The following is a 17,247-nucleotide window of genomic DNA, read 5'->3' as shown; positions in this document are numbered from 1 at the left end:
GGCTGCCCGAGTGGAGAGACAGTTACCGGATCGCGACCGGGTTGATCATGCTCTGCACGCCGCCGCGCCAGCGCGGTTGTCCGAGCACGAACAGGAACTCATACCCCCTGTCCTTGGCGAGTTCGGCGGTGTCCATGTTCTCCAGGATATAGGTGCCGTTCTTCGCCAGCAGGATCTGGTGTACCTCGAACACATTGTTGGTTTCGAACGGCAGCACTTCGAGCCCCCAGGTATCGGCGCCGACGGCCACCACGCCCTTGCCGGTGAGATAATTGGCACCCTCGACCCCGAGGCCGGGCTCGCCCGCGGAATAGCGCTTGTCGTCCTTGCCGATCAGGCTGAGCCAGCCGGTATGGAAGATCACGACGTCCCCCTGTCGGATCTCGACACCCTGTTTCTTCGCGGCTTCCTCGATCTCCTTCTTGTTGAAGGCGGTGCCTTCCTTGACGACGTCGGTGTTGTAATAGGCGGCCATGTCGAGCAGCACGCCGCGCGCGACCATCGGCGGCACCTTCTCGATGCCGAGCTTCTTCAAGCCGTTGGGATCGGCGAAGTCGGCGAGCTTGTTGCCGTTGTAGTAGACGTGCTCGATGCCGAGATGGCCGAGGCCGTCGAGCTGGCTGCCGATGCCGACCCAGGTGTCGAGAATGTCGTCATTATAGGTCGCCTTGTTCGGACCTAGGCCCGAGATGCCGGCCTGTCCGGGCTGGACGACGGTCATCTTGAAGGTGCGCGGCGGATAGGCGGGCGTCTTGGTGTCGACGGGAATGCCGAGCGCGTAGGTCTTGCCGGTTTTCACCAGTGATGCGGCTTTGACGACGAGCTCGGGCGTCATGTAGTTGGCGGCGCCGATCTCGTCGTTCGGCCCCCATTTTGACTTGGTCCAGTCTTGTGCGCTTGCCGTTCCGACCGTAGCCAACAAGGCAATAGAACAGCACAACACGAATGCGGTGCGCATCGCAGTCCCTCCCAGATGTTGACGTTATGGTTGTTGGTAGAAAGCGCCCCATACTAACGTAGCCGCGCACAACGAGCCAAAAATTTTTGATGACGCGTGCCGCGCGAAACGTGTGATGGCTCCGTCACGGAATATGGTAGTCGGAATTTCGCTGGGCGGAACGATCAGGCCGCGATGACCTGGTCGTCGTCGAGGCAGGCGGCAAAGCTCTGCAGCGCGCTATATTGATGCGCGCCGCGGCGTTGAATGAAGATCGTTTCGGCGCGCGCATAGGCTGGGTCGAGCGTGTGGATGCTGACGCTGGCATGCAACGCATTGCGCTCGACGACGACGCGCGGCAGCAGCGTCACGCCCATGTCGGCGGCGACGCAGCCCACCATACCGTCGAGCGTGCCGAGTTCGAACCGCGCGGCCGACGGCCAGCCGAAATCGGCGAAGATCTGCTCCAGCCGCTGGCGATAGGTGCAGCCGGTGCGGAACACCAGTGCGGTCGGTCCGGATTCCGATGTGCCCGCGCGCAAGGCGGCGAGATTGCTCCAGCGGCGCGCGGTGACCAGCACCAGCTCTTCGCGGAACGCGAGGGTGGAGGTGAGATCGGCGTGATCGATCGGACCGGCCACGAAGGCGCCGTCGAGCGTGCCGTCCAGCACGGCGGTGACGAGATCGGTCGTTGTCGCGGTCTTCAGGCTCAGCCGCACCGCCGGAAAGCGGCGATGGAATTCGGCAAGCAGCACCGGCAGGCGGACGGCCGCCGTCGTCTCCATCGAGCCGATCGCGAGCGGTCCCTTCGGCTCGCCATCGTCACGCGCAGCGAGCATCGCTTCGCGCGAGAGCGCGGCCATTCGCTGCGCGTAAGGCAGCAGGCGCCGCCCGGCGCCCGTCAGCGTCATGCCGCGGCTGTGCCGCTCGAACAGCGCGGTGCCGATTTCGGCTTCGAGCGCCTTGATCCGTTGGGTGACGTTGGACTGCACGGTGTGCAGCTCGTCGGCGGCGCGGGTGATACCGCCGAGACGGGCGACCGTTGCGAAGGTCTGGAGGTCGGTCAGTTCCATGACTGCCTCGTTTCATAATAGAGATGGCTACGTTCCCTGGTATTCATCTTTCGAGAATGTTAGTTCGGTCCAGTTTCGCCGTCCAGATTTTCGGGATGATGATGACGCGGTATTGACCTGGCCGAGCATCGATCCCTCAAGGAGAGAAGAACCGTGTGGCCGGACCGCCGAATTATCGACCTGTTCAAGACCGAGTTTCCGATCGTGCTGGCGCCGATGGCTGGCGTGATGGATGCGGATCTGGTGATCGCTGCCGCGCAAGGTGGCGCCCTCGGCTCATTGCCCTGCGCGATGCTCACGGCGGAGAAGGCGCGCGAGCAGGTCAACATCATCCGCCAGCGTGTCTCCGCTCCGGTCAACATGAACTTCTTCTGCCACCAGCCGGACGATCTGGATCCGCAGCGCGAGGCTCGCTGGAAGGGGCGGCTTGCAGCCTACTACAAGGAGCTTGGGCTGGATTCCGCGGCCCCCGTCAATGCCGCCAATCGTGCGCCGTTCGATGAGGCGATGTGCGAGGTGGTGGAGGAGTTGAAGCCGGAGGTCGTCAGCTTCCATTTCGGCCTGCCGGAGCAAAAGCTGCTCAAGCGCGTCAAGGATGCGGGCGCGATCGTGATGTCGTCGGCGACCATCGTGAAGGAAGCGGTCTGGCTTCAGGAGCACGGCGCCGATGTCATCATCGCGCAAGGTGCCGAGGCGGGCGGCCATCGCGGCATGTTCCTGACCGACAATATTGCCGAGCAGCCCGGCATCTTCGCGCTGGTGCCGCAGGTGGTGGATGCGGTGAAGGTGCCGGTGGTTGCGGCCGGCGGCATCGCGGATGGGCGCGGGATCGCGGCGGCGTTCGCGCTGGGGGCTTCCGGCGTGCAGATCGGCAGCGCCTATCTGCGCGGCCCGGAATCCAAGGTGAGCCCGGCGGCGCGTGCCGCGCTGGCGCAGGCGAGGGACGATTCCACGGTGATCACCAACGTGATGACCGGGCGGCCGGCGCGCGGGGTCGCCAACCGCCTGATGTCCGAGATCGGGCCGATCTCGCCGGACGCGCCGGCCTTTCCGCATGCCGCAACCGCGCTGGCGCCGCTGAAGGCGGCCGCCGAAAAACTCGGCAGGACCGATTTCACCAATCTGTGGGCCGGGCAGGCGCTGCCCTTGGGCCGCGAGATGCCGGCGGCCGAGCTGACGCGGACGCTGGCCAGCGAGGCATTGGCGCGGATGGGCGCCTTGAGCCGCTAGCTCAGTCCCGTAGCCCGGGTGAAGTGTCAGCGTAGCCCGGGACCGCCGGTGAATATTGATGCAGGTGTCCCGGTTACGCGTTCCGCTCCACCCGGGCTGCGGCGCTCTCCCGATGGGAGAGGTGCCGCGGGTTGCGGCGCAAAACCGGCGTCTGCTATACGGCGGGCTGATCTTGCTGCCCAAAGGCCATATATAATGTCAGTCGATGCCACGACCGTCCGCCGCATCGCGCATCTTGCGCGGATCGCGGTCTCCGAGGCTGAGGTTCCCCACCTGCAGGGCGAGCTGAACGCGATGCTTGCCTTTGTCGAGCAGCTTTCGGAGGTGAATGTCCAGGGCGTCGAACCGATGACGTCGGTGACGCCGATGGAGATGAAGAAGCGCGCTGACGTGGTCACTGACGGCAAGATATCAGACGAGATCGTCGCCAACGCGCCGGCCACCGAGAATCACTTCTTCCTGGTGCCGAAGGTCGTCGAATAACCACTCTTCACTTGCGGGAAGCCCGATGTGTCTGCTCTGCGACGATGAAAAGGCCTATCAGGCCTACATGAACTATCTCGATGCGATGGAGCGGCAGGGCAAGGCCGCCGATCCGAATGCGGTGATGCAAACCGTGCTGGATCAGCTCGAGGCCGCCGACAGAGCGCGCGCCAAACAGGACGATCCCGCCGACGACAAGACCCTGTCTCCGTTCTTCTGCAGCCCGATCAATAAATGACCGATTTGACATCGCTGACGATCGCCGAGGCTAGAGCTGGCCTGGCGAACAAGTCCTTCACCGCGCGCGAGCTCACCGATGCGCATCTCGCCGCGATCGAAGCGGCGCGCGTGCTCAACGCCTATGTGCTGGAGACGCCGGACCGCGCGCGCGAGATGGCGAAATCTGCCGACGAAAAGATCGGCAAGGGCGAGGGCGGTCCGCTCGCGGGCATCCCGCTCGGCATCAAGGACCTGTTCGCGACGCGCGATATCCGCACCACGGCGTGCTCGAAGATCCTCGGCAATTTCGTGCCGCCTTACGAATCGACCGTGACCTCGCAGCTCTGGCGCGACGGCGCGATCCTGCTCGGCAAGCTCAACAATGACGAGTTCGCGATGGGCTCGTCGAACGAGACCTCGTGCTTCGGCCCGGTGGTCAATCCGTGGCGGCGCGAAGGCTCCAACACGCATCTGGTGCCGGGCGGCTCCTCCGGCGGCTCGGCGTCCGCCGTCGCCGCGCTGCTGTGCATGGGCGCGACTGCGACCGATACCGGCGGCTCGATCCGCCAGCCCGCGGCGTTCACCGCGACCGTCGGGGTGAAGCCGACCTATGGCCGTTGCTCGCGCTGGGGCATCGTCGCATTCGCGTCCTCGCTCGACCAGGCCGGTCCGATCGCGCGCACGGTGCGCGATGCCGCGATCCTGATGCGCTCGATGGCGGGGCATGATCCCAAGGACACCACCTCGGTCGACATCGGCGTGCCCGACTACGAGGCTGCGATCGGCAGGTCGGTGAAGGGGATGAAAATCGGCATTCCCAAGGAGTATCGCCTCGACGGCATGCCGGCCGAGATCGAAAGGCTCTGGAGTGACGGCGCCGCGTGGTTGAAAGCGGCGGGCGCCGAGCTGGTCGAGGTGTCGCTGCCGCACACCAAATACGCACTGCCGGCGTACTACATCGTGGCGCCGGCGGAAGCATCGTCGAACCTCGCGCGCTACGACGGCGTCCGCTACGGCCTGCGCGTGCCGGGCCGCAGCATCGGCGAGATGTACGAAAACACCCGCGCCGAAGGCTTTGGCGATGAGGTGCGCCGCCGCGTCATGATCGGCACCTATGTGCTCTCGGCCGGCTATTACGACGCCTATTATCTGCGAGCGCAGAAGGTGCGCACGCTGATCAAGAAGGACTTCGAGGACTGCTTCGCCAAGGGCGTGAACGCGATCCTCACGCCGGCAACACCGTCGGCGGCGTTCGGCGTCGGCGAGAAGGGCGGCACTGACCCGGTCGAGATGTATCTCAACGACATCTTCACGGTGACGGTGAACATGGCAGGTCTGCCCGGCATCGCGGTCCCCGCCGGCAAGGATGCGCAGGGATTGCCGCTCGGGCTGCAACTGATCGGGCGTGCCTTCGATGAAGAAACGCTGTTCTCGCTCGGCGAGGTGATCGAGCAGGCTGCCGGACGCTTCACGCCGCCAAGGTGGTGGTGAGATGGCGGACTTCCGCGCCAGCCTCAAGGACGCTGCGCCGGCGCCTTCGCTGTCGCCGCCGCTGGCGGCGCTGTGGTGGGCGGCGAAAGGCGATTGGGACCAGGCGCACCGCATCGTGCAGGACGAAAGCTCCGCCGAGGCCGCCTGGGTGCATGCCTATCTGCACCGCGTCGAAGGCGATCTCGGCAATGCCGGCTATTGGTACCGCCAGGCCGGCCAGCCGGTAGCCAGGGATGGACTCGATGCTGAATGGGAGCGGATCGTCTCCGCGCTGCTTGGTTGACCTCTCCAAGTTGTGAAGGCGCTCCTGGTTCAATTTGACGCGGTTTCTTTACCTGACCGCAGTTCAATCCACCCAGATGGACACTGGCCCTGTCGCTGCGCGCCACGCGGGCGCCCAGATTGCCGGCGATAGGCTGAGGGGAAGCGTGGCGGGGCCTGCGGCAAGAGAGTGTTGTGCGTAGATCGGGCATAGGGGCGTGGCTGTCGACGATACTGACGGCCGGTTTTGCGGTGGGGCTTGCCGGATGCGCAACCGTCTACAACCTGCCAAGCAATGTGCCGCTCTCCGATGCACGCGCCGATGGCAATCTCGGGCGCGACATTCCGAGCTATGACGACGACGCGATGGTCGCGCTGTCCTTCTCCGGCGGCGGCACGCGGGCGGCGGCCTTCTCGTTCGGTGTGCTGAGGGAGCTCGACCGCTCTCATGGTGGTTCGGCTCAGGCCAAAACGCTGCTCGATCGCGTCGACTTCGTCTCCGGCGTATCAGGCGGTTCGATCACCGCGGCCTATTTCGGTCTCAAGAAGCGGGCGGCGCTCGACGATTTCCGCGAGCGCTTCCTGCTGCGCAACGCGGAAGAGGGGCTGAAGACGAACGTCTCCCTCGGCAATATCGGCCGTGCGCTCGCCGGCGGCGTCAACAACAGTCAGTTGACCGAATGGCTCGATCAGAACCTGTTCGACGGCGCGCGGTTCGACGCGCTGCGCGAGGACAGGCGGCCGAAGGTCTGGATCAACGCCTCGGACATCTATAACCGCACGGCCTTCGTGTTCGGAAAGACCTCGTTCGATGCGTTGTGCAGCGATATCCGCTCCTACCGCGTGTCCGAAGCGGTGGCTGCATCGGCCGCGGTGCCGCTGGCGTTCGCGCCGATCGTGCTCGAGACCTATCCCGGCGGCTGCTCGAAGCCGCTGCCGGCCTGGCTCGAACGCGTGCGGCGCGATCCGAACGCGCAGCCATTGCTGCGCTCGTTTGCGGAGGCCAATTCGCGCTATCGCGACGGCTCCATGCGCTACGTGAAGCTGCTCGACGGCGGGCTCGTCGACAATTTCGGCTTGTCCGGTCTCACCATCGGTCTGTTGGCGGCGGAGCGGCCGTATGAGCCGCTGACCGAGCGGCAGGCCGTGAAGCTCAGGCGGATGCTGTTCATGGTGGTCGATGCGGGCCGCGGCATATCCGGCGATTTCGCGCAGCGGCTTGAAGGCCCGAATGGCGTGGAGCTGGTCGCGGCCGCCGCCGATACCGCCATCGATTCCAGCGTGCGCTCGAGCTATGCGGCGTTCTCCGCGCTTGCCACCGACTGGTCCGGCAAGCTGAAGCGGTGGCGGTGCGGTCTGTCGGCCGCGGACCGTGCCCGCCTTGGCGTCGGCGGGAATTGGCAATGCGGCGACGTCCAGATCTATGTCGAGCGGCTTGGCTTCGACCAGTTGGGCGAGCCGCGCGCGAGCATCCTGAATGCCATCCCGACGCGGTTCGCATTGCCGCCGGAGCAGGTCGACCTCTTGATCGCGGGCGGCGCCGACGCGCTCCGCCTCAGCAACTCCTACCAGGCGTTTCGACGCGGGCTTTGACCCCCTCAAGCCCTTTGTTGGAGCATGATCTTTCCCGGATCATGCTCTCCTGCTTGACTGGCGCGGTCTGTTGCGCGAAGCCGAAAGCCGTCCCAGATATCAATTGTCCGGAAACCGAGACCAATGAACGCACCTGCCACACCACACAAGCTCATCAAGGGCGCGACCGGCGACTGGGAGATGGTGATCGGCATGGAGATCCATGCCCAGGTCGTCTCCAATTCAAAACTGTTCTCCGGCGCCTCGACCGCGTTCGGCGGCGAGCCGAACAGCCATGTCTCGCTGGTGGACGCCGCGATGCCGGGCATGCTGCCTGTGATCAACGAGGAATGCGTGCGGCAGGCAGTGCGCACCGGGCTTGGGCTGAACGCAAAGATTAACCTGCGCTCGGTGTTCGACCGCAAGAACTATTTCTATCCCGACCTGCCGCAAGGCTACCAGATCAGCCAGTACAAGTCGCCGATCGTGGGCGAGGGCGAAGTGCTGGTCGAGCTCGACGGCGGCCGCAGCGTGACAGTGGGGATCGAGCGGCTGCATCTGGAGCAGGACGCCGGCAAGTTGCTGCACGACCAGTCGCCGTCGATGTCCTATGTCGACCTCAACCGCTCGGGCGTCGCGCTGATGGAGATCGTCTCCAAGCCCGACATCCGCGATGCCGAGCAGGCCAAGGCCTATGTCGCCAAGCTGCGCTCGATCCTGCGCTATCTCGGCACCTGCGATGGCGACATGGAGAAGGGCAATTTGCGCGCCGACGTCAACGTCTCGGTGCGCCGGCCCGGCGGTCCGCTCGGCACCCGCTGCGAGATCAAGAACATGAACTCGATCAACTTCATCGGCCAGGCGATCGAGTATGAGGCGCGGCGCCAGATCGATATCCTCGAGGAGGGCGGCTCGATCGACCAGGAGACGCGTCTGTTCGATCCGGGCAAGGGCGAGACGCGCTCGATGCGCTCCAAGGAAGAGGCGCACGACTATCGTTATTTCCCCGATCCCGACCTGTTGCCGCTGGAGTTCAGCCAGGCGTTCGTCGATGAGCTCAAGACGAAGCTGCCCGAGCTGCCCGACCAGAAGAAGGCGCGCTTCATCGCCGACTTGGCGCTGTCGCCCTATGACGCCGGCGTGCTGGTGGCCGAGCGCGAAAGCGCGGAGTTTTACGAGCAGGTCCTCGCCGGCCTCGCCGATCGTGCGCGCGACGGCAAGCTCGCGGCCAACTGGGTGATCAACGAACTGTTCGGGCGCCTCAACAAGGAAGGCCGGGATATTACGGGCTCGCCCGTTTCCTCCGAGCAGCTTGCCGCGATCGTCGATCTGATCGGCGAGGGGACGATCTCCGGCAAGATCGCCAAGGATCTGTTCGAGATCGTCTGGCAGGAGGGCGGCGATCCGCGCGCGCTCGTCGAAGCGCGCGGCATGAAGCAGGTCACCGACCTGGGCGCGATCGAGAAGGTGGTCGACGACATCGTCGCGGCCAATCCGGACAAGGTGGCGCAGGCGAAAGCGAAGCCGCAGATGATCGGCTGGTTCGTCGGACAGGTGATGAAGTCGTCCGGCGGCAAGGCTAACCCGCAGGCCGTGAACGATCTCCTGAAGTCGAAGCTCGGCCTCTGACACGTCGCGCGCGGACGCGAGCAGCATCGCCGCGGGCGCTCCGCGCGATGCGCGAAAGGCGTCCGCTGGCCCGCGTCGCGCCTTCAATCGTCGCGTCGGGATCATTCCCCGAACCGAATCGGTCGACCGCGATTCGTCCGAAAACGGTCGTTTCGGCGGGAAGATGCCTCGGATACGGCTTACCCACGAAATTTTTTTTGGTTGCCGGAATTGGCGAGTCAGCGCTCGTGCAACGCGTTCTCAGCTCGCGCGCCAAGTCGCGCCGACATCGCAGCGACATCACGCGCGAAGAAATGAGAATTCAAGAAATGCCTGTGGCACAGGCGCTTTCTTCATCCTTGATGAGTGTCGACGGTGATCATGCTGCATTTCCTGCATCGTTAAGTGCGTGCAGCGTCGCGCTTCCGTCTGGCGCACGGGCACTTCTCACACCCCCGTAACATCAACACTTCCTTAAGCTGGACGCTGTTTTTTTCGATGTGTTGGTGTATTCGGGATGCAGTGCATCTCGATTCCCGGGTGCACGCAGCGAAGTAAAGCCATCTCATATTGGAGGGCAACATGGCGAAGAAAGCTAAGAAGGCGAAGAAGGCGAAGAGCGCAGTGAAGAAGACTGCGAAGAAGACCAAGAAGGTCGCGAAGAAGAAGAAGTAAGTCTCGCCCAAGAGAGGATGCCGGCGGATTGACGCCGGCGCGTCACCCGGACCTTCGGACGATCTGCTTCCCTGAAGCAATCCACCCAGGCGGCTCCGGTTGACGAAAGAGGGTGTCGGCGAGACATCAGGTCAAACGGCTGGATCGCCTTACAAGAAGGGTTCGCCTTTCGAAGTCGGTCCGGCAGAAGAAACAGGTTTTCTTCGTTCGGTGCGGACCGCTGCTCGGCTCCGCAATTTCACAGGGGTCCAAAGCCCACAGTGAAATCTGATCCTGACGTGTTCGCCGACGCCCTCGTTCCAATGGCCGGCCATCTGGTGCCGGCTTTTTTTATTTCCAGATCTGCTTTGCATGACCGCCTCGCTTTCCGCCGATATGGCGGGCGCCAATGCTGCTGCGTCCGGTCGGTGTTTGCCCGCGATGGTTATCGTTCCGCCAACCGCCAGGGTAAACCGGACTTCACGATTGAGCATAAACCGTTGTGCTGCAGGCACTTCTCGGATTCCGGGAACCGGCTGCGCCCCGCGCGTTTACATGCCGTTCATCGCGATACTTAAACTGCCCTTCAAATTTGGCCGTCATGATCTCCCCAACAAGCCGGCAAACGGCGTTGGGGACCAAGGCGTTAGAAGTGGACGGGGGCCGCGCTCGGGGGAGGGCGGCCAACAATAAGAAGGGGATACGAGAATGTTTCAGGGACATATCAATCTGGAGACGGCCATTCCGGTGGACGCGACCGCGATCTCGGACGTGCTGTTCGAGCGTGGCCTCTACTGGGCGAGCGGCCGCTCCGGCGTGGTCAACCTCGTCGCGGCGCACAAATGGTTCAATCTCGCTGCCCTGAAGGGCCGCACAGATGCCATCGCGATGCGGCGCGAAATCGCCGAGCAGATGACGGAAGCCGAGATCGCCGCGGCGCAGCGCGAAGCCCGCGCCTGGATGACCGCGCATTGAGGCGACGGGAGCGCCGTCGCAATCATCCTTGTTGCGGCTGATCGGTGCATGGTGCCCGGCGCCGGTGCTTATCTCAGCCGCGTCCGAGGCGCTGAAGATAGGCGCAGAACATATCGGCCATCGCGCCGGCATAGGCTTCGATCTCCGCGGACGAGCGGGGAGTCTCCGAGAACTGCTTGCCCACCTGGCTGAGCGTCGTCGTGATCAGCTCGCCGGCCAATGCGCGGGTTGTTTCCGAAGCCTCGGGCAACGCCTCTTGCATGAAGACTTGAACAATGCGTGCTCCCGATGTCTTCACCTCCCGAGCCTCGGGCGCGTCGCGATAGAGCGGGGCGGCGTCATTGAGCGCTACACGCATCGCGGCTTCATCGCACTCCGAGCGAAGGAAGGTGTGGACCAGGGCGCGCAGCCGTTCGAGCGGCGGTCTCTGGACGTCCTCAAGGATTCCGCGCAGCAGGTCGGTGGTCTGCCGCCATTCGTCGCTCTGGAGCCGGAACAGAATCGCCGCCTTGTTCGGGAAGTACTGATACAGCGACCCGATGCTTACTCCCGCCTTCTCGGCCACCCGCGCCGTGGTGAAGCGCTGCGCGCCTTCCTTTGCCAAAACCTGAATAGCAGCGTCCAAAATGGCGGCGACGAGCTCCGTCGAGCGGGCTTGTTTGGGCTGTTTTCGTGAGGAAATCCGGGCACTTCGTCGATCGGTCATGGAGCGGGCCTGGGAACGCGAATAGGAAATGCGACGAATTAGTCGTATTTCCTGGTCGAGCGCAAGACCGCGCTGACCACAGACCGGAGACTTACATGACCACCCTGACCACCGCTCCGCTTGCGCCCCTGCTGGATCGCTTGTTCGAACAGGCCGATGCGTCGTCGCCAACGGCGAGCCCTGCCGTGGCGGATCTCTCGCCCGAAGAGCATTCGCGCCTGATGCGGAGCAAGACCGATTACCTCGACTTCTACGGCCGCCTAAAAGATTTTCCGCTCGCCGTATCACGAGAGACCGGCGCGCTGCTTTACATGCTGGCGCGAGGCTCCGGCGCGCGGACGATCGTCGAGTTCGGCGCCTCGTTCGGCATTTCGACCCTGCACCTCGCTGCAGCTCTGCGGGACAATGGCGGCGGCCGCCTGATCACCAGCGAGTTCGAACCGTCCAAGGTGGCGCGGGCGCGGGATAATCTGACTGCTGGCGGTCTCATCGACCTCGTCGAGATCCGAGAGGGCGACGCGCTGCAGACGCTAGGCATCGATCTGCCCGACACGATCGACCTGCTGCTGCTCGACGGCGCCAAGGCGCTCTATCCCGAGATACTGAGCCGTGTGGAAAGCCGCCTCAGGCCCGGCGCCTTCATCGTTGCCGACAACGCCGATTACAGCCCCGACTACCTGGCGCGCGTGCGCTCACCTGCAAACGGCTACATGTCCACGCCGTTCGGTGAGGACGTCGAGCTTTCGATGCGGATCGGCTGAGCGGCTGTTTGCAGAGATGCCGTGGTCCCAAGGAGCAGTCCGAGCGCGTCAGTCCTTGCGGGCAAGACAGCATTTCTTGGCCTTCTTGCCGCTGCCACAGGGGCAGGGGTCGTTGCGGCCGACATTCCGCATCGGATTCCTGACCGGCTCCAATGGCATCCAGTCCAGGAGGTCGAGCGGCTCGCCGGTGAAGGGATCCTCTTCATCCTGCAGTTCGTCGCCCACGTAGTCGGTCCACTGCAGTGCCTCGAGGCTGTCTTCGATCAGGCCGAGCCGGCGCTCCCTGAAGCGCTCGATATCATCAGGGCGCTGCTCGGCCTCACGCAGATCCTGATCGAAATCCTCTCGGTCATACGAGAAATCCGGAGCAAGGCCTGCCTTGAAGGCATCATCAGCCAGCGGCTCGAGCTCGCGCAAGCCGAGCAACGCGATCGACTGCAGCCAGCCCCTCCAGGCCTCGTCGTCCGGTTCGGCAAGCCGATCGTTGAAAAAACGCACGAGCCAGTCCTTCGTCTGCTCGCGCTTGATCTGGCCATTCCAGGTGAGGAACGTCGCTGCACCGAGCAAGGCGTCACGGACGTACTGGTCCACGGAAGCGTCGGCGATGACGCCAAAGAGCGCGTCGGCATCACCATCGAAAGTGCCGGCCGCTATCCGCGAGAGGTCCTGGGTGACGAGATCGCCAAGGAGACGATCTATCTCGCGCGTCGGCAGGCGCAACAGACGTAGCAACGGCTGGAAGGCTTGAGTCTGTTGGCCGCCACCGAGAATATAGAGCCCGCGGAAGAGCAGTATCTCATCTTCTTTCGTCAGCGGTGCTGCGCGCGCCGCGCGCTCGAGCACGTCAAGCAGAGCAGGGGCGGATTCCTCTATCATGACCGCGCACTGCGCAACCGCCAGATCCGGCAAGCGTCGTTCGGTCGCGAGCAGGAAAAGCTGATCTTCAATCGGTCCGACATCGACGCCGCCTTCGCCGCCGCTGAGAATCGCTTCGAACTCTTCCTTGCGCATGTGGCGCTCCCTGAAAGGGCGGTGTGGGACTGCTCCGCGTGCTGGCGGTAGAGCTTTCGACCGGATTCCCGGCCGGCCCGTCGGAGCTTTCATCGCCGCCGGCAGCCGATTTCAGGAACAGGGAACTCCGGGTTTTGCGACCGCCCGGGCAGAAGTTCACGCTATTCCTCAAGGCCGGCAATGCTAAGGCTCAGCTCCGGCAAGCCAACCATGGAGCCCGCCTTGTCATCGCAAAGCAGGTTTCTGACAGAACTGATTGAAATAATTCAAGTTATTTCGTGGCTCCGGTTCCGGCGCCGGGTGATCCGGTTGACTCGCGTGTGGATGTTATCCACAGGGCAATCAGGCCTCCGCCGCCGTCGCCAGCGCACAGTCCGGTGTCTCCTGAATCTGCCGCTTGCGGCTCGCCCGCACCTCGGGCATATCGGCGCTGCCGGAGACGTGGCCGAGTGGCTGAAGGCGGCGGTTTGCTAAACCGTTATAGGGTTGTAAAGCCCTATCGAGGGTTCGAATCCCTCCGTCTCCGCCATCAAAGTATAGCGTAGTATAGTGAGCGGAAGGTGACTGGATCGTCGGAATGGCGTTCTACATGTCACATGCCGACAGGCGCCTTCGGCAAAGTTCTGGGCCAACGTAGCATTGCTTGGTTCACGCCGATCTACGCATCTTGGGCTCGCCGAACCATCGCGACGCCGCTTCGCCAGCCTTCTCAAGGTCGGGAGAGCCATCACTGGCCCAAGCGACGACGCCGTCGGGGCGCACAAGCACTGCGCTCAAGCCCAGTCGATCCTTGGCCTCACTGGCGACATACATGATTTTGTCTCGCCAGCGGCTTGCAAGCGCTTCAAGCGGCGCGCCGGCGTCAAAGTCCAGGAACATGCCTTTATCCGCCTTAAATAGCGCGCCGACTTTCCTCCCGTCGGCCAGTTCGAAATCGGGGAGGCTGCGACCGACGATCGGGTGGCCATCGCCGAGATCATAGCGCAGGGAAACACCCCAAACGCGCTCGGCAAAATAGGTCGCTCCATCGCGTGTGCCGATTAGATCGCGGATGATCGCTTCGAGCGCGCGCGAACTTCGACTCGGCCGCATGATCGCGACCTGGGCGCGCGACCAGTCAAGAACGGCTGCTCCCACGGGATGGCGTTCGTCGAAATAACTGTCGAGCAGAGCTGCCGGCGCATCGCCCCGAATGGTTGCGGCTAGCTTCCAGCCAAGGTTCATCGCGTCGCCGAGCCCGAGATTGAGGCCCTGGCCGCCTAAAGGCGAATGGATGTGCGCGGCGTCGCCGGCGAGCAGCACCCGCCCCTTTCGGTACGCGGTTGCCTGATAAGCGCGATCGGTCCAGGTGGTGGCGAGCTTGAGCGCGGTGAGGGTGACATCGGTGCCCGAGACGCGGCGCAGGACCGCCTGCACGTGATCAAGCGTAACCGGCTGGGTGCGGTGGAAGGCACCCCCATCGAAATCGGCCATGGCGATCGTGCCGGGGCGGGCAAAGGTGTAGATGCCCGCCGGTGCGTAGTGCTGACCCGGCTGAAGCTTGTCTGGATCGGCGAGATCGACCTCGACGGAATAGCCGGTGAATTCGGGATCGGTGCCGACGAATTCGAAGCCGCCGGCCCTGCGCACCGTGCTGCGGCCGCCGTCGCAGCCGACGAGCCAGCTTGCGCGAAAGGTCTCGCCGCCAGCGCGGACGGTTACGCTTTCGTTCGACTGGTCGAAGCTATCGAGGCCGAGGCCGCGCCGGAGCTCGACGCCGATCGCGCCTGCTCGGTTGGCCAGGACGGATTCGAGAGACTCCATATAGACTGCGATGCGGGCGCCGGCAGGACTCGGCAGACGCCACGACCATTTCGAAGCATCGATATCGTCATGGAAGAACTGGATGCCGGCGAAATGGCCGGCGGGCCTTCGTGACTGTTGCATTTGCGCCCAATGCGGGACGGCGATGCCGCCGTGCTCGCCGCGCCGGTAAAAGGCTTCGATGAGCGGGCTGGTAGCCGACATCCTGTGAATGTCGTCCAGCAACCCGCGCCGATAGAACGCCTCGAGACTGGATGCCGAAAGGCCTCGCAGGCCAAATGGAGGCCCTTTCAACGGGGAGCTTGGGTCTTCAGCCTGTTCCAACACCAAGACCGAAAGGTCCGCAAGACGCAGCTCGCAGGCGAGAAACAGGCCAACGGGTCCGGCTCCGGCGATCACGACATCATAGGTCAAGGGTTTGTTCCTGAAGTGGCTTGCGTCGGAGATGCGCGGCGCTTTTCCGGTTCTGCTCGAGCGCCGGTGAAGAAATCGATGAGGCTGAAAGGTGCGCGATCGCCGAGAAGGACCGCCAGGATCTGGTGCGCGTCCGCCGCGGCTGACTCGCTGCGCGGGAACATCGTTGCTTCATAGGCGGCGATCGCCGCCTCTATAACGTCGGGGTGCGCCGCGATCGCCGCTCCCAGTTCGGCACCGTCGAGCATCGCAAGATTCGCGCCCTCTCCGGCCGGTGGCGCCAGGTGTGCGGCGTCTCCGAGAAGGGTTGCCCCCGGCACGCGGCTCCATCGGTGTCGCGTCGGAAGGGTATGGAGCATGCGGAGGACCGGTGCAGCCTCGCTTTTGGTGATCAGCGCGGTGAGTGCCGGCGCCCATCCTTCGAACTCGGCGGCGATCCTCGCTGTCGCAGCGGCGGCGTCGCTGAAGTCGATGGCAGTGAACCAACCGGCGGGGCGGTTCAGCGCGGTGTATGCGTGAAGAATGTTTCCGGCCTCGCGATGGGCGAAAATCGCCTGTCCCGGCGCGGACGCAGCCATGGTGCCGCCGCCGACCGCTTCGGCGGCCGCAAGGTGCCGCTCGTCGGCGTCGTAGAGATAAGTTTCGACGAACGATGTGCCGATATATTCGGGCTCCGCCTTGGAAAGCAGGGGCCTGACTTTCGACCAAGCGCCATCGGCACCGACGAGAAGCCCGCTAATCGTAACCGACCCGTCGGCAAAGGTCAGCTCGTGCCGGCCGTCGCCGAATGCTGAGACGCTGCTGAGCTTCTTTCCCCAACGGATCGTATCCGGCGGCAAGGCATCGAGGAGGATGCGTCGCAGATCGCCTCGAAGAACCTCGGGCCGGCCTCCTGCACCGTTGTCGGGCTCCTCAAACAGAACTCCGCCATGTCGGTCGAGCACGCGCGTAGCTTGGCCGCCCTCGTGGATGATCGCGCGAAATTCCTCGACGAGACCGGCCGCAGCGAGCGCTGCCTGTCCGTCGTGCTCGTGGATGTCGAGCTGGCCGCCTTGCGTCCGGGCTTCCGCCGAAGACTCAGCTTCGTAGATCGTCGCGGGAATGCCGTGAATATGGAGGACACGCGCCAGGACAAGGCCGCCAAGGCCCGCACCGACGATCGTCACGGAGGTCATAATAAGGCTCTCTCTACGCTGATTGGAACGATGTTCCATTTGCTATTGATTGGAACGTTGTTCCAATCATGTCAAGCTGAGCGTTATGACAAACAGGATTCGAACCGAACGGCGTAGGGAAGCACTCTCGAAGACCCGGATCGTCGAGGCCGCAATCGAGCTCCTCGATCGCGCGGGCGAGGACGCTTTAACGTTCCGCGCCCTCGCGGCGCATCTGGCAACCGGAAGTGGAGCAATCTACTGGCACGTCGCCGACAAGAACGATCTGCTTGCGGCGGCCGCGGACCATATCATCGCCGGCGTCATGGCTGATGCAGTGAGAGGATCGAGTCCACAGGACGTGATCCGCACAATGGCCCTCGGCTTTTTTGATACCATCCATGCCCACCCTTGGGTCGGGGGGCAGCTTTCTCGTAGTCCTTGGCAATATGCGGTCGTGAGAATGCTGGAAGGCGTCGGCCGTCAGGTTCAGGCGCTCGGTGTCCCGGAGCACACGCAATTCAACGCTGCCACCGCGCTCATGAGTTTCATCCTCGGCCTCGCCGGCCAGTACGCCGCAGGCGCGCGCCACTTTCCGCGCGACGCGGATAGGACAGAGACTCGCAAAGCCTTCCTCGGAGCCGTCGCCGCGAAGTGGCTGCAACTCGATCCGGCAGAACATCCATTCGTCCGGCAAGTCGCAAAAGTGCTGCCCGAGCATGATGACCGCGAACAATTTCTTGCCGGCATCGATCTTATCCTGGCCGGCATAGAACGCATCCGATAGGCATCATTCAGGGATGAGAGGGTTGTGGAGTACATTAGGTGACTACGGAAGGCATAGTGCCCATCTCCATCGTTCCCGGCCCGCCATTCGCTCACACATCGACTACAG

General features: G+C 63.8%; 15 protein-coding genes, 1 tRNA gene and 2 pseudogenes. 11 read left to right on the top strand and 7 right to left on the bottom strand.

Translation table 11 applies throughout. From position 1 onward, the window contains the following. Window positions 1–22: 22 nt before the first annotated feature. Together I6F35_RS09630 and I6F35_RS09625 are read right to left on the bottom strand one after the other, a co-directional pair. Complete coding sequence (locus I6F35_RS09630) at window positions 23–958, bottom strand: cyclase family protein (protein WP_225117406.1); 936 nt, start codon at window positions 956–958, stop codon at window positions 23–25. A 164-nt stretch (window positions 959–1,122) separates the two neighbouring features. Continuing rightward, window positions 1,123–2,010 (bottom strand): LysR family transcriptional regulator, encoded by an 888-nt coding sequence (locus I6F35_RS09625; protein ID WP_225117405.1) that lies wholly within the window; start codon window positions 2,008–2,010, stop codon window positions 1,123–1,125. Between the two features lie 153 nt (window positions 2,011–2,163). Here I6F35_RS09625 and I6F35_RS09620 point away from each other — a divergent pair, with 153 nt between their 5' ends. From I6F35_RS09620 to I6F35_RS09585, 8 genes are all read left to right on the top strand, one after another. Beyond that, window positions 2,164–3,240 carry a nitronate monooxygenase gene (locus I6F35_RS09620; protein WP_225117404.1) on the top strand — a complete coding sequence of 359 codons (1,077 nt, stop codon included), beginning with the start codon at window positions 2,164–2,166 and terminating at the stop codon, window positions 3,238–3,240. Window positions 3,241–3,435: 195 nt separating this feature from the next. Further along, window positions 3,436–3,723: an Asp-tRNA(Asn)/Glu-tRNA(Gln) amidotransferase subunit GatC gene (gene gatC, locus I6F35_RS09615; protein ID WP_225117403.1), complete on the top strand. Its 288-nt coding sequence runs from the start codon at window positions 3,436–3,438 to the stop codon at window positions 3,721–3,723. Between the two features lie 25 nt (window positions 3,724–3,748). Continuing rightward, entirely contained in the window at window positions 3,749–3,961 is a 213-nt protein-coding gene (locus I6F35_RS09610; RefSeq protein WP_225117402.1) for a hypothetical protein, read from the top strand. Beyond that, window positions 3,958–5,433, top strand: coding sequence for an Asp-tRNA(Asn)/Glu-tRNA(Gln) amidotransferase subunit GatA (gene gatA / locus I6F35_RS09605; RefSeq protein ID WP_225117401.1), 1,476 nt, complete (start codon window positions 3,958–3,960; stop codon window positions 5,431–5,433). The genes I6F35_RS09610 and gatA overlap by 4 nt, the downstream gene beginning before the upstream one ends. A 1-nt stretch (window position 5,434) precedes the next feature. Beyond that, entirely contained in the window at window positions 5,435–5,716 is a 282-nt protein-coding gene (locus I6F35_RS09600) for a hypothetical protein (protein WP_225117400.1), read from the top strand. Between the two features lie 209 nt (window positions 5,717–5,925). After that, window positions 5,926–7,287 carry a patatin-like phospholipase family protein gene (locus I6F35_RS09595; RefSeq protein ID WP_225117519.1) on the top strand — a complete coding sequence of 454 codons (1,362 nt, stop codon included), beginning with the start codon at window positions 5,926–5,928 and terminating at the stop codon, window positions 7,285–7,287. A 123-nt stretch (window positions 7,288–7,410) separates the two neighbouring features. Continuing rightward, complete coding sequence (gatB, locus tag I6F35_RS09590; RefSeq protein ID WP_225117399.1) at window positions 7,411–8,895, top strand: Asp-tRNA(Asn)/Glu-tRNA(Gln) amidotransferase subunit GatB; 1,485 nt, start codon at window positions 7,411–7,413, stop codon at window positions 8,893–8,895. 1,341 nt (window positions 8,896–10,236) lie between these two features. Continuing rightward, entirely contained in the window at window positions 10,237–10,503 is a 267-nt protein-coding gene (locus tag I6F35_RS09585) for a hypothetical protein (RefSeq protein ID WP_225117398.1), read from the top strand. Window positions 10,504–10,576: 73 nt separating this feature from the next. Here I6F35_RS09585 and I6F35_RS09580 read toward each other — a convergent pair whose 3' ends face one another. Next, window positions 10,577–11,209 carry a TetR family transcriptional regulator gene (locus I6F35_RS09580; RefSeq protein ID WP_225117397.1) on the bottom strand — a complete coding sequence of 211 codons (633 nt, stop codon included), beginning with the start codon at window positions 11,207–11,209 and terminating at the stop codon, window positions 10,577–10,579. A 95-nt stretch (window positions 11,210–11,304) separates the two neighbouring features. Here I6F35_RS09580 and I6F35_RS09575 point away from each other — a divergent pair, with 95 nt between their 5' ends. Continuing rightward, window positions 11,305–11,970, top strand: a complete 666-nt coding sequence (locus I6F35_RS09575; protein ID WP_225117396.1) for an O-methyltransferase — start codon at window positions 11,305–11,307, stop codon at window positions 11,968–11,970. A gap of 48 nt (window positions 11,971–12,018) precedes the next feature. Here the strand turns inward: I6F35_RS09575 and I6F35_RS40470 are convergent. Continuing rightward, a pseudogene (locus I6F35_RS40470) lies at window positions 12,019–12,126 on the bottom strand (SEC-C metal-binding domain-containing protein); the annotation flags it as partial. Window positions 12,127–12,216: 90 nt separating this feature from the next. Next, window positions 12,217–12,981, bottom strand: a pseudogene (locus I6F35_RS09570) (DUF1186 domain-containing protein); the annotation flags it as partial. 435 nt (window positions 12,982–13,416) lie between these two features. On the opposite strand from I6F35_RS09570, the gene I6F35_RS09565 reads away from it, so the two are divergent. Continuing rightward, a tRNA-Ser gene (locus I6F35_RS09565) sits at window positions 13,417–13,510 on the top strand. Between the two features lie 119 nt (window positions 13,511–13,629). Here the strand turns inward: I6F35_RS09565 and I6F35_RS09560 are convergent. Together I6F35_RS09560 and I6F35_RS09555 are read right to left on the bottom strand one after the other, a co-directional pair. Beyond that, complete coding sequence (locus tag I6F35_RS09560) at window positions 13,630–15,198, bottom strand: FAD-dependent monooxygenase (RefSeq protein ID WP_225117394.1); 1,569 nt, start codon at window positions 15,196–15,198, stop codon at window positions 13,630–13,632. Beyond that, the gene (locus tag I6F35_RS09555) at window positions 15,195–16,376 is read right to left on the bottom strand and encodes an NAD(P)/FAD-dependent oxidoreductase (RefSeq protein ID WP_225117518.1); all 1,182 of its coding nucleotides are present in this window, start codon (window positions 16,374–16,376) and stop codon (window positions 15,195–15,197) included. Before I6F35_RS09555 ends, I6F35_RS09560 begins: the two co-directional genes overlap by 4 nt. Before the next feature lie 82 nt (window positions 16,377–16,458). Here I6F35_RS09555 and I6F35_RS09550 point away from each other — a divergent pair, with 82 nt between their 5' ends. Then, window positions 16,459–17,139, top strand: a complete 681-nt coding sequence (locus I6F35_RS09550; RefSeq protein WP_225117393.1) for a TetR family transcriptional regulator — start codon at window positions 16,459–16,461, stop codon at window positions 17,137–17,139. The last annotated feature ends 108 nt before the right edge of the window (window positions 17,140–17,247 follow it).

This window comes from Bradyrhizobium sp. BRP22 (assembly GCF_020194175.1).
GTDB lineage: Bacteria > Pseudomonadota > Alphaproteobacteria > Rhizobiales > Xanthobacteraceae > Bradyrhizobium.
This window is presented reverse-complemented; position numbering and strand designations above follow the sequence as displayed.